The 25,969-nt window shown below is 70.5% G+C and carries 27 protein-coding genes; 21 read left to right on the top strand and 6 right to left on the bottom strand.

The window, feature by feature from the left end; all coding sequences use genetic code 11:
• Positions 1-6: 6 nt before the first annotated feature.
• Positions 7-567 (top strand): GTP-binding protein, encoded by a 561-nt coding sequence (locus OUY22_RS18390; RefSeq protein ID WP_270156238.1) that lies wholly within the window; start codon positions 7-9, stop codon positions 565-567.
• Here OUY22_RS18390 and OUY22_RS18385 read toward each other — a convergent pair.
• Genes OUY22_RS18385 through OUY22_RS18370 form a run of 4 tightly spaced genes read right to left on the bottom strand, consistent with a single transcriptional unit; the run spans position 564 to position 4,183 of the window.
• Positions 564-1,637 (bottom strand): methyltransferase, encoded by a 1,074-nt coding sequence (locus OUY22_RS18385; RefSeq protein WP_270156237.1) that lies wholly within the window; start codon positions 1,635-1,637, stop codon positions 564-566. The two genes, OUY22_RS18390 and OUY22_RS18385, sit on opposite strands and share 4 nt — an antisense overlap.
• Positions 1,638-1,641: 4 nt before the next feature.
• Positions 1,642-2,424, bottom strand: a complete 783-nt coding sequence (locus OUY22_RS18380; RefSeq protein ID WP_270156236.1) for an ABC transporter permease — start codon at positions 2,422-2,424, stop codon at positions 1,642-1,644.
• Positions 2,421-3,197, bottom strand: coding sequence for an ABC transporter permease (locus OUY22_RS18375; protein ID WP_270156235.1), 777 nt, complete (start codon positions 3,195-3,197; stop codon positions 2,421-2,423). The genes OUY22_RS18380 and OUY22_RS18375 overlap by 4 nt, the downstream gene beginning before the upstream one ends.
• Complete coding sequence (locus tag OUY22_RS18370; RefSeq protein WP_270156234.1) at positions 3,194-4,183, bottom strand: ABC transporter substrate-binding protein; 990 nt, start codon at positions 4,181-4,183, stop codon at positions 3,194-3,196. Before OUY22_RS18370 ends, OUY22_RS18375 begins: the two co-directional genes overlap by 4 nt.
• A 523-nt stretch (positions 4,184-4,706) precedes the next feature.
• On the opposite strand from OUY22_RS18370, the gene OUY22_RS18365 reads away from it, so the two are divergent.
• From OUY22_RS18365 to OUY22_RS18280, 18 genes are all read left to right on the top strand, one after another.
• Positions 4,707-7,421, top strand: a complete 2,715-nt coding sequence (locus tag OUY22_RS18365; RefSeq protein ID WP_270156233.1) for a sensor histidine kinase — start codon at positions 4,707-4,709, stop codon at positions 7,419-7,421.
• Positions 7,418-7,840 (top strand): roadblock/LC7 domain-containing protein, encoded by a 423-nt coding sequence (locus OUY22_RS18360; RefSeq protein WP_270156232.1) that lies wholly within the window; start codon positions 7,418-7,420, stop codon positions 7,838-7,840. The genes OUY22_RS18365 and OUY22_RS18360 overlap by 4 nt, the downstream gene beginning before the upstream one ends.
• Before the next feature lie 5 nt (positions 7,841-7,845).
• Positions 7,846-8,247: a DUF742 domain-containing protein gene (locus OUY22_RS18355; RefSeq protein WP_408638176.1), complete on the top strand. Its 402-nt coding sequence runs from the start codon at positions 7,846-7,848 to the stop codon at positions 8,245-8,247.
• Positions 8,201-8,815: a GTP-binding protein gene (locus tag OUY22_RS18350; RefSeq protein ID WP_408638175.1), complete on the top strand. Its 615-nt coding sequence runs from the start codon at positions 8,201-8,203 to the stop codon at positions 8,813-8,815. Before OUY22_RS18355 ends, OUY22_RS18350 begins: the two co-directional genes overlap by 47 nt.
• A 55-nt stretch (positions 8,816-8,870) precedes the next feature.
• Positions 8,871-10,427, top strand: a complete 1,557-nt coding sequence (gene ffh / locus OUY22_RS18345) for a signal recognition particle protein (RefSeq protein WP_270156230.1) — start codon at positions 8,871-8,873, stop codon at positions 10,425-10,427.
• Positions 10,428-10,620: 193 nt separating this feature from the next.
• Positions 10,621-11,061 (top strand): 30S ribosomal protein S16, encoded by a 441-nt coding sequence (gene rpsP / locus OUY22_RS18340; protein ID WP_270156229.1) that lies wholly within the window; start codon positions 10,621-10,623, stop codon positions 11,059-11,061.
• Position 11,062: 1 nt separating this feature from the next.
• Positions 11,063-11,308 carry an RNA-binding protein gene (locus OUY22_RS18335; protein ID WP_148033779.1) on the top strand — a complete coding sequence of 82 codons (246 nt, stop codon included), beginning with the start codon at positions 11,063-11,065 and terminating at the stop codon, positions 11,306-11,308.
• A 107-nt stretch (positions 11,309-11,415) separates the two neighbouring features.
• Positions 11,416-11,919, top strand: a complete 504-nt coding sequence (gene rimM, locus OUY22_RS18330) for a ribosome maturation factor RimM (RefSeq protein ID WP_270156228.1) — start codon at positions 11,416-11,418, stop codon at positions 11,917-11,919.
• The gene (trmD, locus tag OUY22_RS18325) at positions 11,916-12,695 is read left to right on the top strand and encodes a tRNA (guanosine(37)-N1)-methyltransferase TrmD (RefSeq protein WP_270156227.1); all 780 of its coding nucleotides are present in this window, start codon (positions 11,916-11,918) and stop codon (positions 12,693-12,695) included. The genes rimM and trmD overlap by 4 nt, the downstream gene beginning before the upstream one ends.
• Before the next feature lie 137 nt (positions 12,696-12,832).
• Positions 12,833-13,192: a 50S ribosomal protein L19 gene (gene rplS / locus OUY22_RS18320; RefSeq protein WP_270156226.1), complete on the top strand. Its 360-nt coding sequence runs from the start codon at positions 12,833-12,835 to the stop codon at positions 13,190-13,192.
• A 140-nt stretch (positions 13,193-13,332) separates the two neighbouring features.
• On the top strand, positions 13,333-14,223 hold the full coding sequence (gene lepB, locus OUY22_RS18315) for a signal peptidase I (protein WP_270156225.1): 891 nt from the start codon (positions 13,333-13,335) through the stop codon (positions 14,221-14,223).
• Positions 14,220-14,810, top strand: a complete 591-nt coding sequence (gene lepB, locus OUY22_RS18310; protein ID WP_270156224.1) for a signal peptidase I — start codon at positions 14,220-14,222, stop codon at positions 14,808-14,810. Before lepB (OUY22_RS18315) ends, lepB (OUY22_RS18310) begins: the two co-directional genes overlap by 4 nt.
• 39 nt (positions 14,811-14,849) lie before the next feature.
• A complete protein-coding gene (locus OUY22_RS18305; protein WP_270156223.1) occupies positions 14,850-15,518 on the top strand; it encodes a ribonuclease HII in 669 nt (222 codons plus the stop codon).
• A 39-nt stretch (positions 15,519-15,557) separates the two neighbouring features.
• The gene (locus OUY22_RS18300; RefSeq protein ID WP_026215037.1) at positions 15,558-15,881 is read left to right on the top strand and encodes a DUF2469 domain-containing protein; all 324 of its coding nucleotides are present in this window, start codon (positions 15,558-15,560) and stop codon (positions 15,879-15,881) included.
• A gap of 182 nt (positions 15,882-16,063) precedes the next feature.
• Positions 16,064-16,417, top strand: a complete 354-nt coding sequence (locus tag OUY22_RS18295) for a YraN family protein (protein ID WP_270156222.1) — start codon at positions 16,064-16,066, stop codon at positions 16,415-16,417.
• Positions 16,418-18,043 (top strand): YifB family Mg chelatase-like AAA ATPase, encoded by a 1,626-nt coding sequence (locus tag OUY22_RS18290; protein ID WP_270156221.1) that lies wholly within the window; start codon positions 16,418-16,420, stop codon positions 18,041-18,043. It abuts the gene before it with no gap.
• A gap of 20 nt (positions 18,044-18,063) precedes the next feature.
• Positions 18,064-19,728, top strand: a complete 1,665-nt coding sequence (dprA, locus tag OUY22_RS18285) for a DNA-processing protein DprA (protein WP_333486702.1) — start codon at positions 18,064-18,066, stop codon at positions 19,726-19,728.
• 424 nt (positions 19,729-20,152) lie between these two features.
• Positions 20,153-21,028: a tyrosine recombinase XerC gene (locus OUY22_RS18280; protein WP_456299851.1), complete on the top strand. Its 876-nt coding sequence runs from the start codon at positions 20,153-20,155 to the stop codon at positions 21,026-21,028.
• A 510-nt stretch (positions 21,029-21,538) separates the two neighbouring features.
• Here OUY22_RS18280 and OUY22_RS18275 read toward each other — a convergent pair.
• On the bottom strand, positions 21,539-22,507 hold the full coding sequence (locus OUY22_RS18275; RefSeq protein ID WP_270156220.1) for a M23 family metallopeptidase: 969 nt from the start codon (positions 22,505-22,507) through the stop codon (positions 21,539-21,541).
• A 213-nt stretch (positions 22,508-22,720) separates the two neighbouring features.
• Positions 22,721-24,067 (bottom strand): MFS transporter, encoded by a 1,347-nt coding sequence (locus OUY22_RS18270; protein WP_270156219.1) that lies wholly within the window; start codon positions 24,065-24,067, stop codon positions 22,721-22,723.
• A 106-nt stretch (positions 24,068-24,173) separates the two neighbouring features.
• Between OUY22_RS18270 and OUY22_RS18265 the strand changes: the two genes are divergently transcribed.
• The gene (locus tag OUY22_RS18265; protein WP_270156218.1) at positions 24,174-24,803 is read left to right on the top strand and encodes an ArsR/SmtB family transcription factor; all 630 of its coding nucleotides are present in this window, start codon (positions 24,174-24,176) and stop codon (positions 24,801-24,803) included.
• A gap of 218 nt (positions 24,804-25,021) precedes the next feature.
• On the top strand, positions 25,022-25,969 hold a 948-nt coding region (gene rpsB, locus OUY22_RS18260), incomplete at its 3' end, for a 30S ribosomal protein S2 (protein ID WP_270156217.1).

Genomic DNA, 25,969 nt, shown 5'->3' with positions numbered 1-25,969 from the left:
GGGGAATTGACCTCGACCAAAATAGTGGTGGCCGGCGGCTTCGGCGTGGGCAAGACGACGTTCGTGGGAGCGGTGTCGGAGATCATGCCGCTGACCACCGAGGCGGTCATGACCGACGCCTCCGCCGGGATCGACGACCTCGGCATGACCCCGCTGAAGTCCACGACCACCGTGGCCATGGACTTCGGCCGGGTGTCGCTGGACCGCGACCTGATCCTCTACCTGTTCGGCACGCCGGGCCAGCACCGGTTCTGGTTCATGTGGGACGACCTGGTGCGCGGCGCGATCGGCGCGGTGGTGCTGGTCGACACGCGGCGGCTGGCCGACAGCTTCCCGGCCATCGACTACTTCGAGGAGGCCCAGCTGCCCTTCATCGTCGGGATCAACGGCTGGGACGGCCAGTTCCAGCACGCCGATGCCGAAGTCCGCGACGCGCTCTCGCTGGTGCCGCACATCCCGCTCATCCGCCTGGACGCGCGCTCCAAGGACTCGGTCAAGGGCGCCCTGATCCACCTGGTCGAGCACGCCCTGACCGTGCGCACCGCCGTGCCGGGCTGGAACGGCTAACCGGCCGGCGGCTCGGCCACGGCCTCGGTCGCGGCCTCGGTCGCGGCCTCGGTCACGGCCTCGATCACGCTGGCGGAGCCGTCCAGGGGGACGACCCGGGAGATCGCGAGCCCGGCCCGCGCCAGGAGCGCGCCGTACTCCGCCCGGCTGCGCTCGGCGCCGCCGTCGAAGACCGCGAGCATCCGCATGTCCAGGTCCTTGCCCAGGTGGGGGGCGTCGTCGTCGGGCAGCACGACCTCCAGGACGAGCACCCGGCCGGCCGGGTCCATCGCCTGGCGCACGTTGCGCAGGATCGTCACCGCGTCCTCGTCGTCCCAGTTGTGCAGCACGCTCCCCAGCAGGTAGGCGTCGCCGCCCGCCGGGACCTCACGGAAGAAGTCGCCCGGGACCAGCTCGCACCGGCCGATCACCCCGTCGGCCTCCAGCGCCGGCCTGGCCTGCTCGATGACGTGCGCCTGGTCGAGCAGCACGCCGCGCATCCCGGGGTTCGCCCGCAGGACCGCCGCCAGGATGTGCCCCCGGCCGCCGCCCACGTCCACCAGGGTGCGTACGTCCGTGAAGTCGTAGCGCTTCACCAGGCCCTCGATGAACGGGATCGCCCGGGTCGCCATGTACTCGCCGAACAGCCTGCTGGACTCCGGGTTCGCGGCCAGGTGGTCGTAGAGCCCGCCGAAGCGGGCCGTGAGCGCCGACGACCCCGCGCGGACCGTGGCCGGCAGGTTGCCGATCGCGTACCAGAGGCTCTCCTCGCCCAGGGTCTGGATGGAGGAGCGCAGCGAGCCGGGGACGTCCGAGCGCAGCGGGGTGCCGTGCCCGGTGAGGTCGTAACGGTCGTCCCCGGTGCGCCGCACCAGACCCATGGCCTCCAGCTCCCGCAGCACCCTGCGCAGCGCGTCCGAGTCCGCCTCACACCGCTCGGCCAGCTCGGCCGTGCCCAGCGGGCCGTGAGCCAGCTCGTCGGCCACGCCCAGGTCGGCCATGGTGAGCAGAGCCGCGAAGCGGGACAGGTCCGCTATCGCGCTCCAGAGGAGGTCGTCGGAGTGACGCATGGGTCCCTTTCTCGAGGTCATACGGTCATGGTGTGCGATGGGCCTGGCGGTGCCAGATCAGGACACGCCGCTCGGCCAGCACGAACAGCGCGTTCACGAGATAGCCCAGCACGCCGAGCAGCGCGATCGCCGACCAGACGCCGGCCGCGTCGAAGCTCCTCTGGGCCGCCAGCAACTGGTAGCCGATGCCGTCGGTGCCGCCGAAGATCTCCGAGATCACCATCAGGATCAGCGCCAGCGACAGGCTCAGCCGCAGCCCGGCGAAGATCTTGGGGGACGCCGCGGGGATGACGACCACGCGCAGGTGCTGCGCCTTCGACAGCCCGAACACGGTGGCCGTGTCGGTGTAGGTGCGGTCCACGGAACGGGCGCCGTCAATGCTGTTGAGCAGCACGGGCCAGATGACGCCGAACACGATCGTGGCCAGCTGCGTCGCGAGCCCCGCCTGGAACAGGACCACGAACAGCGGCAGCAGCATCGGTGGAGGCACCGCCCGGCCGAGCTCGATCAGGCCGTCCACGTACCCGGAGATCTTGCGCGAGCGCCCGAGGATCACGCCGAGCACCACCCCGATCACCGAGGCCAGGATCCAGCCGCCGAACATGCGGCCGAGACTGGGGATGATGTTCTCGAACGCGTCGTCGGTGAGGAAGAGCCGCGACGCGGGCCCCGAGAACCAGAGCTCGTACGTCCGCACGACGATCGTGCTGGGCGGCGGGAAGTCGTCGTCCAGATAGACGAACCGGGTGATCAGCTCCCAGGTGACGATCACCAGGGGGACGAACCAGAGCCTGTTGAGCACCTTCACGTCCGCGCCCCTCCCGTCCGGAGCCAGTGCCAGCGGAAGAGCCGGCGCTCGGCCAGCTGGAGCACCACGTTGGCCAGCACGCCGAAGATCCCCGCCCAGAGCGCGGCCGCCATGATCAGGTCCATCCGGTTGCCGGCGCCGGCCGCCACCGCGAACACGCCGAGGCCGTTGACGCCGCCCGCCACCAGCTCGGCGCTCACCGCCAGCACCAGCGCGATCCCGGCGGCGATCCGCACGCCGGTCGCCACGAACGGGGCGGCGCTGGGCAGGCTCACCCGGGTCAGCACCGCCAGCGGGCCGAACCCGAAGGTCCGCATCGACTCCTTGGCCAGCGGGTCGACGTCGTGCATGCCGTACAGGGTGTTGATGAGGATCGGCCACAGCGACGCGTAGACGATGACCGACACCTTCATCAGCGAGTTGTTCGGGATGAGCAGGATGGCCAGCGGGATGATCGCCACCGAGGGAATCGGCCGCAGGAACTCCACCAGCGGACGGACCGCCTGCTCCACAGGGGGCAGCGCGCCGAGCAGCACGCCCAGCGGCACCGCCACGCCGATCGCGATGAGCAGACCGAGCCCCCAGTTCCCGACCGTGACCAGCATCCCTTGCAGGAATTCCGGGTCGAGGGGGAGGAGCGCGGCTTCGTACAGGATCACCGACGGCGCGGGGAAGTCGAACGCCCGGGACACCCAGAGCCGGACGACCAGCTCGCCGATGACGAGGAAGCCCGCGACGCCGATGGCGCCGCGGGTCAGAGGTGCTCCGTTCATCCCGCGGACGGGGGCGCCACGATGATCGACTTCACGTCGATGGGCTTGTCGAGGTACTTGTACTCGAGCATCAGGTCGGCGACCTTCTGCAACCGGTCGGCGTTCAGCTCACTCGGGTAGGTCCCGAGGGTGATCACCGACGCGGTCTGCGCGTCGATCTTGGTGTAGTCCGGAAGCCTGGCCTCGATCTCCTTGCGGTCGCTGGCGGCGAGTTCCTGGGCCTTGGCGATCGCGCGCTGGTAGGCGGCCAGCGTCTTCGGGTGCTTCTGCGTCCACTCCTCGGTGGCCATCCAGCCGGCGATGGGCAGGTTCTCGGTCTCGCCGGTCATCGTGTCGGCGAGCTTGCGGAAGCCGAGCTTGCTCTGCGTCGCGGTGATGAACGGCTCGGTGATCCAGCCGGCGTCGGCCTGGCCGCCCGCGATCGCGTTGCCCATCTCGGGGAACGGCTTCTCCGCGAACTTGACGTCCTCTGCAGTAAGTCCGGCGACCTTGAGCTGCGTGGTCACGGCCAGCGTGGCGATGTTATTCAGGTTGTTGACCAGGATGGTCTTGCCCTTCAGGTCCGCCACGGTCTTAATCGGCGAGTCCTTCGGGACCATGATGTTGAAGTTGTTTTCAGCAGCCTGATACATGTCCGCGACGAGCTTGATCTTCTTGCCCTTGCTGACGGCGGCGAAGGTCGAGACGTAGTTGGTCATGGAGATGTCGAGCTCGCCGCTCTCGATCATCGGGACCGCGACCGCGCCACCGGTAATGATGACCGGCTCCACGGTGAGGCCCTCCTCCTTGAAGAAGCCCTTGGCGTTCGCGATATACAGCGATACGGAGTCCGGAATGGGGAGGGCGCCGACCTTGATCGTGGTTTTCTCCAAACCGCCGGTGTTGGCCGTCGAGTCGGCGGACTCGCCGCCGCCACCGCAGGCGGTAAGGCTGAGTGCGACTGCGACGCCGAGGATGAGGGCGCGACAGCGCGGGATGCGTGTCATGGGGGAGGTTCTCCTACCAGGGGAAGCTTCTGGAGCGCGGCATTCGGATGCCGGGCGTGAAGCGTACCGGAGGCTTGATCGGAGCTGAAGACGCTATCCCGCGAATCGCCTACTTTTCTGCTTAATACGACATCTCTCTTTATGGTCACATATATTACTTTCTGTCATCTTACGGGTCATATGTCCGGATTGAGACGGTGGTTGCGCTCCGTGAACGGGGGTTAGCGGCCCGAACAAAGCGACCCTTCGGACGATGGAAAACTCGTGAGACGTTGGCTCAACTATGAGGTTTGTGCTCAAATTGGGCACCGAACTTGCCTGCGATCACGCGTCGGCGTGAGAAATACGCACGATCTCCCTCAGCAGCAGGCTATGGCGAGAGGTTGCCACAGTGAGGACACCAACGACCGATTCCGGTCGTAGCAGGGCGAAAGACCTGCCGGGACCGCCTGTTTCGACGCTGGCACCGGCGGAACAGCCACTGCCCAAGCCGGGCAGCGCGTTCGCTCTGCGTAACTGGCGCGTGCGGACCCGCCTCATCGCTCTCATCGCCATCCCGACGGTCGTCGGCGTGCTCCTCGGCGGGCTGCGCGTCGGCACCTCCGTCGCCAGCGCCCAGGAGTACGCGCGGGTCGGCGAGGTGAACACGCTGATCAGCGATGTCGGCGAGCTGACCCACAACCTCGCGGCCGAGCGCGACAGAGCCGCCCGCTTCGTCGCCTCCAACCGCCGGCCGAGCGAGTCCGCGCAACTGGAGACCCAGCACGGCATCGTCGACGCCAGCATCGAGCGCACGCTCGCCACCGCCGATACCGTCCAGGGCTCCCTGTCGGACCTGGGTCGCAGGCGTCTGGACATCGTCCGCATCCGGCTCTCCCAGCTCCCCGCGATGCGCGAGACGGTCAAGGACACTCAGCTGCCTCCGCTGCCCACCGTGCAGAAGTACGGCGAGACCATCACCGAGCTGCTGCAGCTCTTCGACGAGGTCAGCAGCGGCGCGGCGGACGAGCAGATCATCGCGACCGGAACGGCCATGCGCGCCGTCGCGCGGGCCGAGGAGGAGACCTCCAAGCAGCGCGCGCTGCTGGCCTCCGCGCTGCTGACGGGCGAGTTCACCGAACCGGAGTTCGACGCCTTCGTCGATGCCCGTGCCCGGCGGGAGAGCGAACGGGAGACCTTCCAAAGCGCCGCCACCTCGAGCCAGCGCGAGCTCTTCGACAACACGGTCGCCAGCGCCGAGGTCGGCCGGGCCGAGTTCTACGTCAAGCGCGCGATCTTCCTGCACAACTCCCCAGCCCCGTTGCAGCGGCTGGACATCACGACCACCAAGGACGTCGACCGCTGGTTCGACTCCATCACGCAGACCGTCGACAAGACGCACGCCGTGCAGAAGGCGCTGTCGCAGGAGATCGCCACCCGCGCCGCGGACCTGCAGAGCGCCGACAGGCAGGCGGCGGCCTTCAGCATCGGCCTGGTCGTCCTGCTGCTGGTGCTGGTCCTCGTGGTCACCGCGATCATGGCGCGCTCGCTCGTGCGGCCGCTGCGACGCCTGCGCGGGGACGCGCTCAAGGTCGCCGGCAAGACGCTGCCCGGCCTGGTGCGGCAGCTGCGCGAGGGCGAGGCGGACCCGGAGTCGCTGCACGTGCCCCCCATCCAGATCTCCTCCAAGGACGAGATCGGGGAAGTCGCGCGGGCGTTCGACGAGGTGCACCGCGAGGCGGTGCGGCTGGCGGGCGAGGAGGCGCGGCTGCGCGCCAACGTCAACGCGATGTTCGTGAACCTGTCGCGGCGCAGCCAGACGCTGGTGGAACGGCAGATCACCCTGATCGACGGGCTGGAGCAGGGCGAGCAGGACGAGCAGCGGCTGGCCAACCTGTTCAAGCTGGACCACCTGGCCACCCGCATGCGCCGCAACTCCGAGAACCTGCTGGTCCTGGCCGGTCAGGAGCCGCCCCGGCGCTGGAGTCAGCCGGTCAAGCTCGTCGACGTGGCCCGCGCCTCGCTGTCGGAGGTCGAGAACTACGAGCGGGTCGTGCTCCAGGTCCCCGACGGCGTCTCCGTCGCCGGGCAGGCAGTCAACGACGTCATCCACCTGATCGCCGAGCTGGTCGAGAACGCGCTGTCGTTCTCCCCGCGCGAGACCAGGGTGACGGTCTCCGGCAGCCGGATCGACGGCGGCGGCGTCATGCTGTCGATCACCGACTCCGGCATCGGCATGACCGGCGAAGAACTCGCCCAGGCCAACGAGCGGCTGGGCGAGTCCGCAGTCGTGGACGTGTCGGTCTCGCGCCGGATGGGTCTGTTCGTGGTCTCCCGGCTGGCGCAGCGCCACGGCATCCGCGTACAGCTGCGACCGCAGGGCGGCGGCGGGCTCACCGCGATGGTGCTGCTCCCGGAGACCCTGCTGGGAATGCAGGCGATGCCCTTCGACGGCTCACCCGGCGCCGCCGGCGCCCTGGCCGGCATGCAGCGCGCCCGCGCCGACGTCCACGCCTCGCAGCCGCCCGCGCCGCAGTGGGGCGACAACGGCTTCCAGATGAGCCCGGCGCACCCCTCGTACCCGCCGAACGCCGACCCCAGCGGCTCGTGGCCGTCCTCCGCCATGCAGTGGCCCTCCAGCGGGCCGGACTCGTGGGCGTCGGGGCCCCGGAGCGGCGGGTTCGACACCGATGACGTGTGGATCCCCTCCCGCGTCCCCGGATCGTGGGCCAACGGGCCGTCGCCGCTGCCCGAGCGCACCGCCGACCCGCTGCCCACCAGGAACCCGGGCGGCCGGGGCAGGCAGACCTACGACTTCCCCGAGACGGCGGAGTCCGGCGCCACCGGCCCCATCCCCGCGGTGAACCCCTCCTCGGGAGGTGACGACTACCTGCCGATCTTCGCCTCGGTGGAGTCGGCCTGGTTCGAGCGCGGCGGCAGCAGCGGCGCCTGGGGATCGGCCACGGCGGACGCGGGCTGGACCGCCGCGCAGGCCGCGGCCGAACCGGTGCGCGACGGCGCGACGGCCTCCGGGCTGCCCAAGCGGGTGCCCAAGGCGAACCTGGTGCCCGGCTCGGCCGACACGGCCTCCGCGCCCAAGGGAGTCGCCCCGATGCCCGCGATCTCGCCGGAACGGGTGCGCAACCGGCTGGCGAGCTTCCAGAAGGGCTTCAGAGCGGCGCGTGACGATCTCAGTGAGGGCAGGGCGAGCCTCGCCTCTGACCCCAGGAACGCGGAGAGCAGGGAGGAGGGCGCGTGAACGACCTGAGCCAGGCGGCACGGGGGGTGGACTGGTTGATCACTGACTTCGTCAACAGTGTTCCCGGTGTCGCGCACGCGGTGGTGGTGTCGTCCGACGGGCTGCCTCTGGCCACGTCGGCGGGGTTCCCGGCGGACCGGGCCGACCAGCTGGCGGCCATCGCCTCCGGGCTGGTGAGCCTGACGCAGGGCTCGGCCCGGGTTTTCGAGGGCGGCGCGGTCAACCAGACGATCGTGGAGATGCAACGGGGGCTCATGCTGATCATGTCCATTAGCGATGGATCCTGTCTGGGAGTGCTCGCCGCCCCCGACTGCGACATGGGGTTGGTGGCGTACCAGATGACGTTGATGGTGGATCGCGCCGGCAAGGTGCTGACCCCGGCGGTGCGTGCGGAGCTGCGCGCCAGCCAGACCAGGTGATGCAGGTGACGGACCCCAGATGGAACAGCGGCGGCTGGACTCCTCAGCCGCCCCCGCCGTCGAGCAACGACCCGGCCTCCCCGGTCCGTCCCTACGCGGTGACCGGAGGGCGGACCGCGCCCAGGGTCAAGCTCGCCATGGAGGCCCTGGTGTCGTCGGCGACGGCGGAACACCGGGAGTTCTCCCACATCACTCCCGAATACAAGGCGATCAGTCATCTCTGCCGCCAGGTGCGGTCGGTCGCGGAGGTGTCGGCGTTGTTACGCATGCCACTGGGCGTGGCTCGGGTGCTGATCGCCGACATGGCGGCGGAAGGGCTGGTGCGGGTGCACCAGCCGCAGCTCGATGCCGGCCGCCCGGATGTCAACCTGCTGGAAAGGGTGCTCAGTGGACTTCGCAGGCTCTAGCCCCGGCCTCACCTCGACGAAGATCGTGGTGGCCGGAGGCTTCGGGGTGGGCAAGACGACGTTCGTCGGCGCCGTGTCGGAGATCATGCCGCTGACCACCGAGGCGGTCATGACCGACGCCTCGGCCGGGATCGACGACCTGGGCATGACCCCGCTCAAGACGACCACCACGGTGGCCATGGACTTCGGCCGCGTGTCGCTGGACCGCGACCTGATCCTCTACCTGTTCGGCACGCCCGGTCAGCACCGGTTCTGGTTCATGTGGGACGACCTGGTCCGCGGGGCCATCGGCGCGGTGGTGCTGGTCGACACGCGGCGGCTGGCCGACAGCTTCCCGGCCATCGACTACTTCGAGGAGGCCCAGCTGCCCTTCATCGTGGGCATCAACGGCTGGGACGGCCAGTACCCGCACGGCGACAATGAGGTCCGCGACGCGCTCACGCTCGCTCCGCACATCCCGCTCATCCGCCTGGACGCGCGTTCCAAGGACTCGGTCAAGGGCGCGCTGATCAACCTGGTCGAACACGCGTTGTCGGTCCGGATGGCCGTGCCAGGCTGGAACGGCTAGCGAAGCGGCTAGGCTGAGAGCAGACCCACATTCGCTTCGAGGACTGGCCAACCACGTGTTCGAGACGCTTTCCGACCGGCTGACATCGGTCTTCTCCTCCCTCCGATCCAAGGGTCGGCTGTCCGACGCCGACATCGACGCGACCACCCGCGAGATCCGCATCGCGCTGCTCGAGGCCGATGTCGCGCTCCCGGTGGTCAAGGCGTTCGTCGCCCGGGTGAAGGAACGCGCTCGCGGGGCGGAGGTCTCGCAGGCGCTCAACCCGGCGCAGCAAGTCGTCAAGATCGTCAACGACGAGTTGATCGAGATCCTCGGCGGTGAGACGCGCAGGCTCCGCTACGCCAAGACGCCGCCGACCGTGATCATGCTCGCGGGCCTCCAGGGCTCCGGCAAGACCACGCTGGCGGGCAAGCTCGCCACCTGGCTGCGCGAGCAGGGCCACGTGCCGCTGCTGGTCGCCGCCGACCTCCAGCGCCCCAACGCGGTGCAGCAGCTGCAGGTGATGGGCGAGCGCGCCAAGGTCGCCGTCTACGCGCCCGAGCCGGGCAACGGGGTCGGCGACCCGGTCGACGTCGCCCGCCGCTCGGTCGACGAGGCCAGGCGCCAGCAGCACGACATCGTCATCATCGACACCGCCGGCCGGCTCGGCATCGACCAGGAGATGATGCGCCAGGCCGCCGACATCCGCGACGCGGTCACGCCCGACGAGATCCTGTTCGTGGTCGACGCCATGATCGGCCAGGACGCCGTGACCACGGCCCAGGCGTTCATGGACGGGGTCGGCTTCGACGGCGTGGTGCTCACCAAGCTCGACGGCGACGCCCGCGGCGGCGCGGCCCTGTCGGTGCGGCACATCACCGGCCGCCCGATCATGTTCGCCTCCACCGGCGAGAAGATCGAGGACTTCGACGCCTTCCATCCCGACCGGATGGCCTCCAGGATCCTCGACATGGGTGACATCCTCACCCTGATCGAGCAGGCGCAGAAGACGTTCGACGAGGAGCAGGCCGCCAAGATGGCGAGCAAGCTCACCGCGGGCGAGAACTTCACGCTCGAGGACTTCCTCGAGCAGATGATGATGGTCCAGAAGATGGGCCCCATCAAGAACCTGCTCGGCATGATGCCCGGCATGGGGCAGATGCGCGACCAGATCAACTCGATCGACGACCGCGACCTCGACCGCATCGCCGCCATCATCCGCTCGATGACCCCGGCCGAGCGCCAGGACCCGAAGATCATCAATGGTTCCCGGCGGGCCCGCATCGCGAACGGCTCCGGCACGACCGTCAGCGCCGTCAGCAACCTGGTCACCCGCTTCTTCGAGGCCCAGAAGATGATGAAGCGGATGGCCGGCGGCATGGGCATCCCCGGCATGCCGGGCGGCAAGGGCAAGGGCGGCAAGGCGGCCAAGAAGGCCAAGAAGGGGCGGCGCGTGAGCGGCGACCCGCGCAAGGCCGCGCTGGGCAAGACCGCCGCGGCCGAGCAGCCCGCCGAGCCCAGGAAGGGCGGCGCGCTGGGCAACCTCGGCGGTCTCGGCGGCAAGCTGCCGCCGGGCGTCGAGCTGCCTCCGGGCTTCGACCCGTCCAAGCTGCGGTTGCCGGGGCAGAAGTAATCTTCGCGCCGGCGGGCGTGTGGGTCCCGGGCAGTACCCGGTGTCTGGCACAATGACATGTTGGAACATCGTGACCAGGCGGGTGCCCTCTCATCTCCCGCCGGCCGCGCCTGTCCCTTGAGCGGTCTGCCATCGTGCCCCACTCGATGAAGGCCCGCTCGCTCGCGCTCTTAACGCAGGAGAGACCACACCCGTGGCAGTCAAGATCAAGCTCAAGCGGCTCGGCATGATCCGCAACGCTCAATACCGCATCGTCGTCGCCGACAGCCGCACCAAGCGTGACGGGCGGGCGATCGAGGAGATCGGTCTTTACCACCCGAAGGAAAACCCTTCGCGCATCGAGATCAACGGTGACCGCGCGGCTTACTGGCTGGGCGTCGGCGCGCAGCCGACCGAGCCGGTGCTCAAGCTGCTCAAGCTCACCGGCGACTGGCAGAAGTTCAAGGGCGAGGCCGCCCCGGCGCCGCTGAAGGTCGCCGAGCCGGCGCCCGACCGGCACGCCGTCTACGAGGCCGCCGCGAAGGAGGCCCTGGCCGGTGGCGACACCGGCACGACCGCCACCACGCCGAAGAAGTCCAAGAAGAAGGACGAGGCCGAGGCCGCCGCCGAGACCCCGTCCGAGGGCGAGGGCTGACGTGCTCGAGGAGGCCCTCGAGCACCTCGTGAAGGGCATCGTCGAACATCCCGACGATGTCCGGGTCCGCGCCCGCCGCATCCGCAGCGGGCGCGTCCTTGAGGTCCGGGTGCATCCTGACGACCTGGGCAAGGTCATCGGCCGCGGCGGGCGCACCGCCAAGGCTCTGCGCACGGTCGTGAACGCCCTGGCTGACGGCAAGTACGTCCGGGTCGACCTGCTCGACCTGCACGAAGCGGTCCGTTAGCGTCAGGTTTCGCGCGCCCTCATCGGTCAACGCCGGTGGGGGCGCTCGTGGTTTCAAAGAGCTCGTGGTTTCAAAGAGCTCGTGGTTTCGGAGAGGAAAGGGTCCACGTGCAGTTGGTCGTCGGCAGGATAGGCCGTCCCCACGGAGTGCGCGGTGACGTGACCGTGGAGGTGCGCACCGACGATCCCGGGCTGCGCTTCGCCGTGGGCAGCACGCTCGCCACCGACCCGCCCGAGCGGGGGCCGCTGGTGATCGAGGCCAGCCGCTGGCACAAGGACGTCCTGCTGCTGTCCCTGGCCGGCGTCACCGACCGCGACAGGGCCGAGGAACTGCGCGGCACCATGCTCGTCATCGACTCCTCGCAGGTCGAGCCGTCCGACGACCCCGACGAGTTCCACGACCACCAGCTCATCGGGCTGACGGTGGAGACCGTCGGCGGCGAGACCGTCGGCGAGGTGGGCGACGTGCTGCACCACGGCCAGGACCTGCTCGTCGTGCGGCGCGGCGGCGGCCGCGAGGAGGCGCTCATCCCGTTCGTGAAGGCGCTCGTCCCGGTGGTCGACCTGGAGGGCGGCAGGCTCGTCGTCGACCCGCCGGAAGGTCTGCTGTGAGGCTCGACATCATCACGATCTTCCCCGAGTACTTCGCGCCCCTCGACGTGTCGCTGATCGGCAAGGCGCGCCGGCGCGGCACCCTCGACGTCCGCGTCCACCAGCTCCGCGACTGGGCTCACGACGTGCACAAGACCGTCGACGACACCCCGTACGGCGGCGGCCCCGGCATGGTGATGAAGCCGGAGGTATGGGGCGAGGCCATCGACGACGTGATCGGCGACGGCGCGCCCCGGATGATCGTCCCGACGCCGAGCGGCCGGCCGTTCACCCAGGAGCTCGCCCAGGAGCTGGCGCGGGAGCCGTGGCTGCTGTTCGCGTGCGGCCGCTACGAGGGCATCGACTCCCGGGTGATGACCGAGTACGGCTCGCGGCTGCGCGTCGACGAGGTGAGCATCGGCGACTATGTGCTGGCCGGGGGTGAGGTGGCGGTGCTGGTGATGACGGAGGCCATCGGGCGGCTGCTGCCCGGCGTGCTGGGCAACGCGTTCTCCGCCGTCGACGACTCCTTCGCGCCGGGAAGCATGCGCAACCTGCTCGAAGGCCCGGTCTACACCAAACCGCCCGTCTGGCGCGGGCACGAGGTGCCGGAGATCCTGCTGTCCGGCCATCACGGCAAGGTCGCCAGGTGGCGTCGTGACGAGGCGCTGCGCCGTACCGTCGCCGCGCGGCCCGAGCTGGCGGCGGCGATCGACCCCGAGACGCTCGACAAGCACGACCGGCGGATCCTCGACGAGCTGGCGTTTCGCGTCCCTCCGGAAGATGTGGCAAACTGAAGCGTCGCCAACTGTCATGCGGTTGGTCCAGCATGCCCGGGAAGCTTCCCGGGTTCACCGAATCAGCAGGCGCGTCCGCCATGAGCCCAGGCCGGGTGGACCTCCGCGTGCTCGCGAGACTTGAGGAAGCAGCTCTCATGCACACGAAGATCCAGGAGCTCGAGAAGGACAACCTGCGCAGCGACGTCCCGGGCTTCCGCCCCGGTGACACGCTCGAGGTCCACGTACGCGTCGTCGAGGGCAACCGGTCCCGCGTCCAGGTCTTCAAGGGGTTCGTGCTGCGCCGTCAGGGCAGCGGCGCCCGCGAGACCTTCACCGTGCGCAAGGTCAGCTACGGCGTCGGCGTCGAGCGCACCTTCCCGGTGCACAGCCCGGTGATCGAGAAGATCGTCGTCGCCACCCGCGGTGACGTGCGCCGCGCCAAGCTCTACTACATGCGCGAGCTGCGCGGCAAGGCGGCCCGCATCCGCGAGAAGCGCGAGACGCCCAGTAAGTGAGCGCGGCGTCCGGACGGCCTGCCCCGCGGGGCGGGCCGTTCCGCCTTTGCGGGGGCCTTTCCTTTATGTGGAGCGACTCGTGCCCGGTGTAACGTCGGTCCCGGCCTGTCGAGCCGACACATCATCTAGGCTCATCACCGATGACTAGCGAGAGCCAGGAGCACGGCGCAGCGCGCCGCCCTGTCGAGGACGAGGTGGACGTGGTCGCCGAAGAGACTCACAAACCGGCCAAAGGCGGGGAGCCGGACAAAGACCCGAAGGACGGCAAGAGCGAGAAGAAGGGCTCCTTCTGGAAGGAGCTCCCCGTCCTGGTGGTGGTGGCTCTCGGTCTGGCTCTGATCATCAAGACCTTCGTCGTCCAGGCGTTCTACATCCCGTCGGAGTCGATGGAGAACACCCTTCTCACGAACGACCGGGTCCTCGTCAACAAGCTGGTCTACCACACCCGCGACATCGAGCGCGGCGACGTGGTGGTCTTCTCCGGCGTCAACTCCTGGGACGGCGAGTTCCAGATGGAGGAGCCGAGCAACCCGGTCGAGGGCTTCTTCCGGTGGGTCGGCACCGCGTTCGGCGTCATCCCCGGCGAGAAGGACTACATCAAGCGCGTCATCGGCGTCGGCGGCGACCACGTCGAGTGCTGCGACAAGCAGGACCGCATCACCGTCAACGGGGTGCCGCTCGACGAGAGCTCCTACCTCTACCCGGGCAATCTGCCCTCCCGCGAGAAGTTCGAGACCGACGTGCCGCCCGGCCACCTGTGGGTGATGGGCGACCACCGGCAGGTCTCCATGGACTCGCGCTCCCACACCGGCGACCCCGGCGGCGGGGCCATCCCCGAGAGCCAGGTCATCGGCCGGGCGTTCGTCATCGTCTGGCCCTTCTCCCGGGCCGCCACCATCCCCATCCCCGAAACGTTCGCGCAGCCCGCGCTCCAGGCGCTCGGCGGGGCGACCCCGCTCGTCGCCGGATTCGCGCTGGCTGCCCCCCTGGTCCTGGTCCGTCGGCGCGTGCTGCGCGGAAAGCGACGATGACGGTGACCGAGAAGGCGGAGTCCTTGGAGAAGAAGAAAAAGGGCGGCTTCCGGGAGACCATCCTCCTGCTGATCACGGGCATCGGCATCGCCCTGCTGCTGCAGGCCTTCGTGGTCGGGTCGTTCTACATTCCCTCGGAGTCGATGGAGAACACCCTCAAGATCAATGACCGGGTGTTCGTCAACAAGCTCGCGGGCCCGCCCGAGCGCGGCGACATCGTGGTCTTCAAGGGCTGGAACGGCGAGGACACCATCAAGCGGGTGATCGGCGTCGGCGGCGACCAGGTCAAGTGCTGCGACTCCAAACGGCGCATCACCATCAACGGCAAGCCCCTCGACGAGTCGTCCTACCTCTACCCCGAGGACTTCCCCTCGGGCGACAAGTTCGACGTCAAGGTGCCGCCGGGCAAGCTCTGGATGATGGGCGACCACCGCAGCGCCTCCGCCGACTCGCGCAGCCACATCGACGGGCCGGGCGGCGGGTTCATCTCGGTCGACGACGTCATCGGCACGGCCGTGGTGCGCTACTGGCCGCTCGGACGCGGCACGATCTTCACCAAACCCGACAGCTTCGCACAAGTCGAGTAGTCGCGGTTTGCGGCGGATGGGGCGTACGCTTCCAGTGTCATGACAGTAGCGTTCCGCCCTCGACCGAGTGTGGTCCGGCGTGATTCCGGGCTCTACGCCTATGAGCGGGCGCTGGCCCGCCGCGGCCTCGCGCCCATCGCCGGGGTGGACGAGGCCGGCCGTGGCGCGTGCGCCGGCCCGCTGGTCGTCGCCGCCGTCATCCTGCGCAAGCCGGTCGAGGGCCTGGGCGACTCCAAGCTGCTCACGCCCGCCGTGCGTGAGCGGCTGCACGACCAGATCCTCGCCACCGCGCACGTCGGCGTCGTCGTCATCCCGCCGGAGACGATCGACGCCAGGGGGCTGCACAAGTGCAACGTGGCGGGAATGCGGCGGGCGGTCGCGCGGTTGTCGTGTGATCCGGGATATATCCTCACCGACGGATTCCCGGTGCCGGGCCTGCCGGCGCCGTCGCTGGCGGTGTGGAAGGGGGACCAGGTGGCCGCCTGCATGGCGGCCGCGTCGATCGTGGCGAAGGTGACGAGGGACCGGCTGATGGGCGCGCTCGACGCGACCTATCCGCAGTACGGCTTCGCCGAGCACAAGGGGTACGTCACACCACAGCATCGTCTCGCACTCGAGACGCACGGCCCGTGCCCGCATCACCGTTACTCCTTCGTCACGGTGGCCAGGGGGATGGGCAAGAATGAAATGGGGGCCGGGGTTGCCTGATCAGGCACGCCGGGGGACCGGTACGACAGGAGGACCGCGATGAGCGCAGAGGATCTCGAAAAGTACGAGACCGAGATGGAGCTGCAGCTTTACCGCGAATACCGCGATGTCGTCGGCTTGTTCACCTACGTGGTGGAAACGGAGCGGCGGTTCTACCTGACCAACTCGGTCGACCTGGACGTCCGCACGGCGGAGAACGGCGACGTGTTCTTCGACGTGAAGATGCAGGACGCGTGGGTGTGGGACATGTACCGCCCCGCGCGGTTCGTGAAGAACGTCCGTGTGGTGACGTTCAAGGACGTCAACGTCGAGGAGCTCGCCAAGGCCGACCTGGAGATGCCCAAGGAGGGCTTCTCGGGCTGACGCCGTGACCGGCTGACGAAAAGGGGTGCGAGGAATCGCGCCCCTTTTCCCCTTCCGCGTGCCCTCTGCCCGGCTCCCGTCATCCACAGGCGGCGGTCCGTGGGGGCCGTTGTCCACAGAACCACTTTCGGTAGCCGATCCACCACGCCTCGTGCGCCAAGGTCAGTGCCCGGAGGTGGCACATGGCCGCGAAGAACGACCTCGGCAGTCACGGCGAGCAACTCGCCGCCGACTACCTGCGCGCCGAGGGCATGACCATCATCGAGCGCAACTGGCGCTGCCGCCACGGTGAGATCGACATCCTCGCCGAGGACGGCTCCACCCTGGTGGTGGTCGAGGTCAAGACCCGATCGAGCGCGTCACACGGCACAGCGCTGGAGTCCGTGCGCCCCGCCAAGCTGGCCCGCCTGCGCGCCCTGGCCGCCAAGTGGCTGTCCGCCCAGTCGCGGACGTACGCCACGGTCAGGATCGACGTGATCGCCCTCGAACGCTTCGCGGGCGACTACTCGCTGCGTCACGTACGGGGGGCGTCGTAGATGACCGTCGCACGCACGCGCAGCGTCGCCCTGGTCGGCGTCACCGGCAGCTCGGTCGAGGTGGAGGCCGACGTCGGCAACGGCCTGGCCGGCATCCACCTCATCGGGCTGCCCGACACGGCGCTGAGCGAGGCCAGGGAACGCGTCCGCTCGGCCATGGTCAACAGTCACTTCCCCTGGCCCGACGCCCGCATCACGGTGAGCCTCTTCCCCGCAAGCGTCCCCAAGCGCGGAAGTCAGTTCGATCTTGCCATCGCGGTGGCCATCATGGGAGCGGCGGGCGTGGTCCCCGCCGCTGGGATCGCGGCGCCGTTCTTCCTCGGCGAGCTCGGCCTGGACGGCCGCCTGCGCCCGGTGCGCGGCGTGCTCCCGGCGGTGCTGAGCGCGGCCAGGCAGGACGACGACGTCACGGTCGTGGTCCCGGAGGCCAACGCCGAGGAGGCCTCCCTGGTGCCCGGCGTGCGGGTGGTGCCAGCGCCCGACCTGCGCCGCCTCGTGGAGTGGCTCCGCGCCGGCGACTTCCCGCCGTTCCCGCCCGAGCATCCAGGACGCCCACGGCCCGAACGGCCCGAACGGTCCGGGCCGTCCGGGCCGTCCGGGCCGCCGGAGTACGGCGGGCCCGGCCCCGGGGAGCGGGCGCTGCCCGTCCTGCCGGCCGTCCGGCCCCACGCCGACCTGTCCGACGTGGTCGGCCAGCCGATGGCCAGGAGAGCCCTGGAGGTGTGCGCCGCCGGCAACCACAACCTCTGGATGCTCGGCCCGCCGGGCACCGGCAAGACCCTCCTGGCCGAGCGCCTGCCCACGCTGCTGCCCGACCTCCACCTCGATCACGCCCTGGAGGTGACGGCGATCCACTCCGTCGCCGGGGCACTCCCGCCCGACAGCCCCATGGTGTTCCGGCCGCCGTTCATCAGCCCTCACCACACCGCCACGGCGGCGGCGATCGTCGGCGGCGGCAGCTCGACGGTCCGTCCCGGCGCGGTCTCCCTGGCTCACCGCGGCATCCTCTTCCTGGACGAGGCGCCGGAGTTCCCGTCCCACGTGCTCGACTCGCTGCGCCAGCCCCTGGAGGCGGGGCAGGTGACGGTGTCCCGCTCGATCGGCTCCATCACCTTCCCCGCCCGGTTCATCCTCGTCCTGGCGGCCAACCCGTGTCCCTGCGCCCGACCTCAGGACAAGGGCGGCGACTGCGGGTGCTCGCCCACCACCCGGCGCCGCTACCTGGGCAGGCTCTCCGGCCCGCTGCTCGACCGCATCGACATGAAGGTGATGGTGGCCCGCTCCTCCCGGCGAGAGCTCATGGCCGACCGCCAGTTCGTCGAGACCAGCCAGACCGTGGCCGAGCGCGTTCTCGCGGCCCGCTCGCGCGCCGCCGAACGCCTCGCCGGCACCCCGTGGCGGACCAACGCCGAGATCCCGGCCGCGGCCCTGCACTCCCGGTTCCGGCCGTCCGACGCGGCCATGAGACCCATGACCAGCTGCCTCGACTCCGGTTCCCTGAGCGCCCGCGGTCTCGACCGGGTCGTCCGCGTCGCCTGGACGCTCGCGGACCTGGCAGGCAAGCCCCGACCCGACGAGAACGACACCTCGGCCGCGCTCGCCCTCTGGCTCGGCCTCGACCCGTGACCCACACCAGGAGGACCCTCATGCACACCCCCGAGCACCAGGCCATAGCCGCCCTCATGCGCGTCGCCGACGCCGGAGACACCGTCATGGGCGACCTCGTGTCCCGGCTCGGCGCTGCACCCGCGCTGCAGACCCTGCGCGAGGGGGACACGCCACCCGGCCTCACCGGCGGCGAGCTGACCCGCCGCCTGCCGACCTGGCACGCCCGCCTGGCCGCCTGCGACCCGGCGGCCGACCTGGAGGCGGGGGAGCGGGCGGGCGCCAGGCTCATCATCCCCGGCGACGCCGAATGGCCCACCCAGCTGGACGCCCTCGGCCCTGGCCGCCCGCTGGGCCTCTGGCTCCACGGCACCGCCGACCTGCGCTTCTCCTGCCTGCGCTCGGTCGCGGTGGTCGGCGCGCGGGCCGCCACCTCCTACGGCGTCCACGTCGCCGCCCAGTTCGGCGTCGGGCTGAGCGAAGGCGGATGGACCGTGGTGTCCGGTGGCGCGTTCGGCATCGACGGGGCCGCCCACAGGGGAGCGCTGGCCGCCGGAGCCCCCACGGTCGTGGTCCTCGCCTGCGGCGTCGACTACTGCTACCCGGCCGAGCACCGCTCCCTGTTCGCCGGCGCCCGCGACCAGGGCGTGCTGGTCAGCGAATGCCCGCCGGGCGTCCGGCCGACCCGAGCCCGCTTCCTCATCAGAAACCGCCTGATCGCCGCCCTGTCCAGAGGCACCCTGGTCGTGGAGGCGGCCCTGCGCAGCGGCGCACTCAACACCGCCGGCCACGCCCTCGCGCTCGACAGACACCTCGGGGCCGTCCCCGGCCCTATCACCTCCACCCTCTCCGACGGTTGCCACCGCCTGCTCCGCGAGCGCAAGGCCGTCTGCGTCACCACCCCGGAGGAGATGATCGAGCTCGTCGGCGTCATGGGAGACGACCTGGCTCCCACCCCGCGAGGTCCCGCCCTGCCCCGCGACTTCCTGCCGGAGCGGACCAGGCGCGTCCTGGACGCCGTCCCCGGAAGGATCAGCGCCGGCCCCGCCACCATCGCCGTGGCCGCCGGGGTGGACCTCGACACCGCCCTCAGCGCCCTGGGCGCCCTCGCGGCGGGCGGCTACGTCGAACGCACCGCCAACGGCTGGCGGGCCCGCACCCCGGCCTCCCCGGTCTACCCGAAGGCCGCACCCGCCTCAGACGCTGTCCGGCTCTCGGCCCCCGCCCCCCACCCGCCGGCCCCCATCCCGGCGGGGCTGGACGGTGAGCGACCTCCCCTGACCCGAGTGAGCGAGTCCCGGCACGGTGGGGAGGACATCGCGGGCGGAATGCCGGGTTCATCTGCCGAGAACGCGCCACCGGATCGGTCTTCGGTTGAGGAGGGCGCGCTGCCGAATCGGTCTTCAGTTTCCGAGCCGTCGGTGCGTTCGGGAGAACCCGCCGTGGCCAAGCCCGACCCCGCCTGCCCGAGGACTACGGCGGGATCGGCTTCACAGGGGATGCACGGCGAGCACAGTGGTCCCGCCGTTCTGGGAGAGCGCGGCGAGTCCGTCGGCGTCACCGTCCCCAGGAAAGGCGCGGAGCTCGACGGTGGCGCCGTTCTGGGGGAAGGCGCGGAGTCCGGAGGGACTGTTTCCTCGGCAGGGCGTCCCAAGCCTGGAGCGCAGGTCACGCTGATCCCGAGACCGCGACGCACTGACGACTGAGCCGCGCTGAGCTGCTCGGCCGACGAGCGAGACACGGGCCCCCGCCCAGCGTGCCGCCCGGCCGGTCCAACGCCACCTTCACGGACGCGGGTGCCCCCCTTTCAGGGTTGCTGGGTCACGACTGAGACATGTTCAACGGCGGCGTTGAGCGACCAATCGGCCGCGCGGCCGAGCCCGGCTGTGACGATCAGTCTCTGGGAGTGATCTATGCTCCCAGGCGCGGGTTCTCGGCGGGGACGATACCGGCGCGGAGACGGAGCGAGAGACGCCGCCATGCGAGAGCCGCGGGAGAACGCCCATGGTGCAAGCCCTCAGCGGAAAGCGGTGTCATCGGGATGATCGGGGTACCGGTGTCATCGGGATGATCGGGGTACCCACCGAGAAGTGAGGACGGAAGGGCGATGTGACGGGAGACGCTGCGGGCGTGGATGAGGTGATCGGGGACTACGAGTCGTACCTGCGGTTCGAACGCGACCTCTCGCCGCACACGGTCCGGGCCTACCTCGGTGACGTGAGGGCGCTGCTCGGCCATCTCGGCGGAGGGATCGAGGGCCTGGACGTGAGTGCGCTCCGCGAGTGGCTGGCGGCGCAGCAGGACGCGGGTAAGGCCCGGGCGACGCTCGCGCGGCGGATGGCGTGTCTGCGGACGTTCACCGCCTTCTGCCACCGGCGCGGTTGGCTCCCCGACGATCCCGGCCTTCTGCTGGGAACCGCCAAGACCCCTCGCGCGCTGCCCGCCGTACTCGATCAGGAGCAGGCCCGGCAGGTGCTCGACGCGCCGTCCCTCGGAGAGCCGAAGGACCTGCGCGATCAGGCCATGCTGGAGCTGCTGTACGCGACCGGGATCCGGGTCAGCGAACTGTGCGGGCTGGACGTCGATGACGTGGACCGGGATCGGCGGGTCGTGCGGGTGCTGGGAAAGGGGCGCAAGGAGCGGGCGGTGCCCTTCGGCGTGCCGGCGCTGCGGGCGCTGGACAGGTGGTGCGTGCACGGCAGGCCCTTGTGGATGCGTGAGGGGAGCGGGCCCGCGCTGTTCCTGGGTGTGCGGGGTGGAAGGGTCGACGCGGGCACGGTCAGGCGCGTGGTGCATGCCCGGCTGCGTCAGGTGGAGGGAACTCCGGACATGGGGCCGCACGGGCTCCGGCACAGCGCGGCCACCCACCTCCTCGAAGGAGGGGCCGACCTGCGCAGCGTCCAGGAACTGCTCGGCCACGCCTCCCTGAGCAGCACCCAGGTCTACACGCACGTCTCGATCGACCGCCTCCGCCGCGCCTACGACCAGGCCCACCCCCGAGCCTGACCGTCGGACGTTCGCGCTGTGACCGCGCTCCGTGGCCGTGCGGCGTGGCCGCGCTCCGTGCCCCGTGCCTCGTGCCTCGTGCGGTGTGGCTTCGTGCGGCCTTGTGCGGCGTGGCCTTGTGCGGCGTGGCCTCGTGCGGCGTGGCCTTGTGCGGCGTGGCCTCGTGCGGCGTGGCCTTGTGCGGCGTGGCTTCGTGCGGCGTGGCCTCGCCCAGTGGCCTGTGGCCCGTGCGGCGTGGCCCGTGGCCTGTGAGGCGTGGTCGCGCCTCCGGCCGCACCGCTGTGTCCCCCTCAGTCGTGGAGCGGTCTCCTCGGATGTTCCGCGGATCTGGCACGACAACGTCCCTCGCTCCAGGGATGCCGTGCTCGCGAAGGACCCGTGCGTCTGGGAGGCGTGTTTTGAGGAGAACTCGGTCTTCAGCTCGGGGTGGTGTTGTCAGCACCGGCAGCCGGGGCCTGGCGTCGGGCCCAGCCCCTTGATTCCGTCGCCGCCTGGCCTGTGCGGGTTGTCTCAGTTCTCGCCGTGCGCGGCGGCGTCCCGGCGATCCGGCTCCTTGCGGTGCTGGCCTCCGCCCGTCGGGGGGCGGGCCGCATGCCTGCCCCGCGGCCGACGCGCTCTCGTACGGAGTAGGCGGATCAGAAGGACGAGCAGGACAGGAGCGACGACGAGGGTCGCCAGCGCGAGCGGGCCCGGCAAAGGGACGGCGGTGGACCGGGGGATGAACGCCGGGAGCGGCTCGGAGTCCGGTGCCCCACGAACCGGAGACTCAGGGACCTGAGCCGGCGAGGTGGTGACCGGCGGGTGCCAGGGCGGCGAGGTGGTGACCGGCGGGTGCCAGGGCGGCGGGGCGGTGACCGGCCGGCGCCGGAGCGGCGAGGTGGTGACCGGCGGGGCTGGGGATGTTGCGGACGTTGCGGACGACCAGTAAGGCAGGAGGCGGACGCGGGGGCCGGAGAGCAGGAGGAGAGGGTCGAGATACGTCTTGCCTTCGCGGAGACCCCAGTGGAGACAGGACTCCAGGCAGTGCGGCGGGGTGGGGGCGAGGTCGCCGAGGTGATCTCCGGCGGACACGGGATCACCAGGGCGGACTGCCGGGGTGACCGGCAGGTAGGTGGTTCGCAGGCCGCCCGGATGGTTGACCGTGACGACGCCTCGGCCTGCCACGGAGCCCGCGTAACCGATCGTGCCCGGCCCTGCCGCGAGCACCGGGGCGGCGGCCGGCGCGGCGAGGTCGACGCCTCGGTGACCGGCCAGCCAGGGGGCGGGCGGCGGCGAGAACCGGCGCAGGATCCTGAGCCCTCCGTCCAGGGGGCTTCGCCAGTCGAGGCGCGCTGGTGAGGCCCGATCCGCGGCGAACGCGAAATCGGTGCGGTGGCGAGCGGGCGGGGTGGCGTGTGCCGGGCGCGCGGTGTCCGCCGGGGTGAGGAAAGGCAGCGCGAGAGCCAGGACGAGGACGACCTGGGCGGTGCGAGGAGGCATGCTCGCGAGTGTGCGGTTCAGCGGGGCGGCCGAGCCGGGGCGAGCGCCGTTCTGTGGACGAGGGCGGGGGATGGCGGTGAGGCTGTGGACGGTGGCCGTGGCCGGAATGTCGTCACTCGGGTCGTGATGTGCTGTCCGTGCCGTCCAAGGCCGGATCCAGTCTGACGTGGGACCGGACGAAAGCCAGGACTAATGGCGAAAACGGTCACCGCGCTAGACGAGAGGCTGGCGCTTGGTGATCGTGCGGTCGGTCTCCGCTGAGGAGCCCAGCGGTACGAAGGCCGCGCCGGACCGCCTCTTCCCCAGGCGGGAGCGCAGCCGGGGGAGGGGGCGCGGCGGGGACACGGGACCCAGGGGTGAGACCCAGATCCAGAGGGTGGCGGTCGCGATGCCGGCCGCGCACAGCAGGATGACCGGGCGCAGGCCGAGCACCTCGGCCAGCGCGCCGCCCCCGAGCGCGCCCAGCGCCATCACGCCCTGGACGGCGAAGGTCATGGTCGCGTTGACCCGGCCGTGCAGTTCTGGGGCCGTGTCGCGCATGATGACCCCGCTCATGCACGAGGCGAACGCGACCACGATGATCCCCGTCGACGTGCCTATCAGGGCGAGCACCGTGACCTTCCACCACAGCGGCCCGTCCAGCAGTCCGACGACCAGGATCTCGATGGGGAAGAACAGTACCGATCCCGCCAGCACCCTGTTCTCGCCGTGCCGTTTGACCAGGCGGGTGGTGGCCCAGGCGCCCAGGATGCCGCCGACGCCGCTGAGCGCGGTGAGCGGGCCGATCAGGACCTGCGGGATGCCGAGGGTGTGCAGCATGTAGAGCATGACGACGGCCACGTACGCCGTCGCGAAGAAGTTGATCGTCACGCCCGCGCCGAGCAGGGCGCGGAGCACGGGCTGGGAGACGCTGACCCGCAGTCCCTCGGTCATGTCGCGCCACAGGCCGCGCGAGCGGGCGGGTTGCCGGTCCTCGGGGGTGCGGATGCTCCGCAGGAGGATCGCGGAGATCAGGAACGAGATCCCTTCGACCAGGATGGCCAGCGGCGCGGTCAGGACCTGCACCAGTACGCCCGCGAGGCCGGGACCGGCCACCGAGGCCACCGAGTAGGAGGCGTTGAACCCGGCCATCGCGGCGGTCCTCTGGTCCGGGGGGACGAGCGTGGCGACGTACGGGAAGTTGGCGGCTCTGAAGAGCACCGCCGCCGTGCCGATCACGAGGGCGACGGCGATCAGCCACGGGACGGTGAGCAGGCCGAGGACCCACGCCGGCGGCACCGTGAGTGCGGCGGCGCAGGAGACCAGTTCGCAGCCGATCATCAGCGGCCGGTAGCGGCGCAGGCGGTCGGCGAGGGTGCCGGAGTGCAGTCCGAACAGCAGGGCGGGCACCGCCGCGGCGGCCGTGAGCAGGCCCATCTCGAAGGGGGAGGCGGCCAGCAGGGTGATCGCGGTCAGCGGCACCACGATCTTGGAGACTTCCGAGCCGGTGATGGAGATGGTCCGCGCCGACCAGAGCAGCCGGTAGTCCCCTTGCCGGCGCAGCGGTGTGGCCTGGGGCATGCGTCGCTCCTCGGAAGTGTGAAAGAAACCCTTCATGCTTATGAAGGTAACCTTTCAGAGTTGTGAAGACAACCCTTCACATCTGGGTCGCGCTACCTTGGGGCGCATGGACATGGAAGGGCTCAGCGATCCCCGGGCGATGCGGGCCCTGGCGCATCCGGCCCGTCTGGCGATCCTGAGCAGGTTGCGCATCGAGGGCAGCGCCACCGCGACAGAGGTGGCCAGGAGCGCCGGCATCACACCCAGCGCCGCCAGCTATCACCTGCGGATGCTGGCCAAGTACGGCTTCGTCGAGGACGCCCCGCCCCGGGGCGACGGCCGTGAGCGCCTGTGGCGCTCGTCCGACGCCCCTCTCGCCATCGGCCTGCAGCCGGAGGACAGTCAGGACGTACGGGAGGCCAAGAACGTCCTGATCCGGGCGTTCCGCAGGGAGGCCGACGACGAGCTGGAACGCGCGCACGCCGCGCTCGACCACGAGCCCGAGGAGTGGCGTGAGGCGACCCGCTTCGCCCGGGCCACGCTCCGGCTCGACGCCGCCGAGCTGACCCGCCTGGCGGAGGACATCGAGAGACTGATCGAGCCGTACGTGGCGCGCCGGCGCAGCCCGGAGGACGCGCCGGAGGGCGCGCGCCTGGCCGAGGCGCAGATCAACCTCTTCGCGCGCGCCCACAGGAGGGTCCCGGGCCTGCCCACCGAGGACCATGACGTGACCCGGGACCGATCGGGGTCGCGTTGACCTCATCGGTCAGGCGGGGGTGGCGCGGGAGGTAGACTTTTCGATGGCCTGTGACCGCAGGCCGACTTCGCATGCCCCGTCGCAGGCCGCTCCGTCGGTCCGGGCTCTGCCCGGCTGGAGTGGTTTCGGGGCATCAGGGCGGTGCCGACCGGCCACCGCGACACAACCGAGAATCGCGCCCGGCCCCGGCCGGGGCGCCCAACCTGGAGGACCAGCTCATGGCCCCCGTCGTCACCATGCGACAGCTGCTCGAGAGCGGCGTTCACTTCGGACACCAGACGCGTCGCTGGAACCCGAAGATGAAGCGCTTCATCTTCACCGAGCGCAACGGCATCTACATCATCGACCTGCAGAAGTCGCTGTCCTACATCGACCGCGCCTTCGACTTCGTCAAGGAGACCGTGGCCCACGGGGGCACGATCCTGTTCATCGGCACGAAGAAGCAGGCCCAGGAGGCCATCGCCGAGCAGGCCGCCAGGGTCGGCATGCCCTACGTCAACCAGCGCTGGCTGGGCGGCATGCTCACCAACTTCTCCACCGTGCACAAGAGGCTGCAGCGCCTGAAGGAGCTCGAGGAGCTCGACTTCGACAACGTCGCCGCCTCGGGGCTCACCAAGAAGGAGCTCCTCATGCGCCGGCGCGAGAAGGACAAGCTGGAGCGCACGCTGGGCGGCATCCGCGACATGGGCCGCGTGCCCAGCGCGGTGTGGGTCGTCGACACCAAGAAGGAGCACATCGCGATCAGCGAGGCCAAGAAGCTTGGCATCCCGGTGGTCGCGATCCTCGACACCAACTGCGACCCCGACGAGGTCGACTACCCGATCCCGGGCAACGACGACGCGATCCGCGCCGTCGGCCTGCTGACCCGCGTCGTGGCCGACGCCGTGGCCGCCGGGCTCATGGCCCGCTCGGGCGCCTCCCGCGGTGACGAGAAGCCCGCCGCCGCCGAGCCGCTGGCCGAGTGGGAGCGCGAGCTGATCGAGCAGGGCGGTGGCGAGCAGGGCGAGGCCAAGCCGCAGGAGGCCGCCGAGGCCGCGCTGGCCGCCGAAGAGGCCCCGGCCACCGAGGAGGCTCCGGCTGCCGAGGTCGCCGAGGCTCCGGCCGCCGAAGCTCCGGCCGCCGAAGAGGCTCCGGCCGCCGAGGCCAAGCCCGAGGACGAGCAGAAG

This window comes from Nonomuraea corallina (genome assembly GCF_027620315.1).
Classification (GTDB): Bacteria; Actinomycetota; Actinomycetes; order Streptosporangiales; family Streptosporangiaceae; genus Nonomuraea; species Nonomuraea corallina.
The sequence above is the reverse complement of the archived record's forward strand: the minus strand, read 5'-3'. Positions and strand labels throughout refer to the sequence as shown.

Excerpts from the sequence above, each read along its gene's own strand:
- OUY22_RS18350 (WP_408638175.1), top strand. The coding sequence starts at position 8,201 with ATGTCAACCTGCTGGAAAGGGTGCTCAGTGGACTTCGCAGGCTCTAGC.
- OUY22_RS18305 (WP_270156223.1), top strand. The coding sequence starts at position 14,850 with ATGACAGTAGCGTTCCGCCCTCGACCGAGTGTGGTCCGGCGTGATTCC.
- OUY22_RS18270 (WP_270156219.1), bottom strand. The coding sequence starts at position 24,067 with ATGCCCCAGGCCACACCGCTGCGCCGGCAAGGGGACTACCGGCTGCTC.
- lepB (WP_270156224.1), top strand. The coding sequence starts at position 14,220 with ATGACGGTGACCGAGAAGGCGGAGTCCTTGGAGAAGAAGAAAAAGGGC.
- dprA (WP_333486702.1), top strand. The coding sequence starts at position 18,064 with ATGCACACCCCCGAGCACCAGGCCATAGCCGCCCTCATGCGCGTCGCC.
- rplS (WP_270156226.1), top strand. The coding sequence starts at position 12,833 with ATGCACACGAAGATCCAGGAGCTCGAGAAGGACAACCTGCGCAGCGAC.
- OUY22_RS18275 (WP_270156220.1), bottom strand. The coding sequence starts at position 22,507 with ATGCCTCCTCGCACCGCCCAGGTCGTCCTCGTCCTGGCTCTCGCGCTG.
- OUY22_RS18375 (WP_270156235.1), bottom strand. The coding sequence starts at position 3,197 with ATGAACGGAGCACCTCTGACCCGCGGCGCCATCGGCGTCGCGGGCTTC.
- OUY22_RS18385 (WP_270156237.1), bottom strand. The coding sequence starts at position 1,637 with ATGACCTCGAGAAAGGGACCCATGCGTCACTCCGACGACCTCCTCTGG.
- lepB (WP_270156225.1), top strand. The coding sequence starts at position 13,333 with ATGACTAGCGAGAGCCAGGAGCACGGCGCAGCGCGCCGCCCTGTCGAG.
- OUY22_RS18295 (WP_270156222.1), top strand. The coding sequence starts at position 16,064 with ATGGCCGCGAAGAACGACCTCGGCAGTCACGGCGAGCAACTCGCCGCC.
- OUY22_RS18265 (WP_270156218.1), top strand. The coding sequence starts at position 24,174 with ATGGACATGGAAGGGCTCAGCGATCCCCGGGCGATGCGGGCCCTGGCG.
- OUY22_RS18290 (WP_270156221.1), top strand. The coding sequence starts at position 16,418 with ATGACCGTCGCACGCACGCGCAGCGTCGCCCTGGTCGGCGTCACCGGC.
- OUY22_RS18370 (WP_270156234.1), bottom strand. The coding sequence starts at position 4,183 with ATGACACGCATCCCGCGCTGTCGCGCCCTCATCCTCGGCGTCGCAGTC.
- OUY22_RS18300 (WP_026215037.1), top strand. The coding sequence starts at position 15,558 with ATGAGCGCAGAGGATCTCGAAAAGTACGAGACCGAGATGGAGCTGCAG.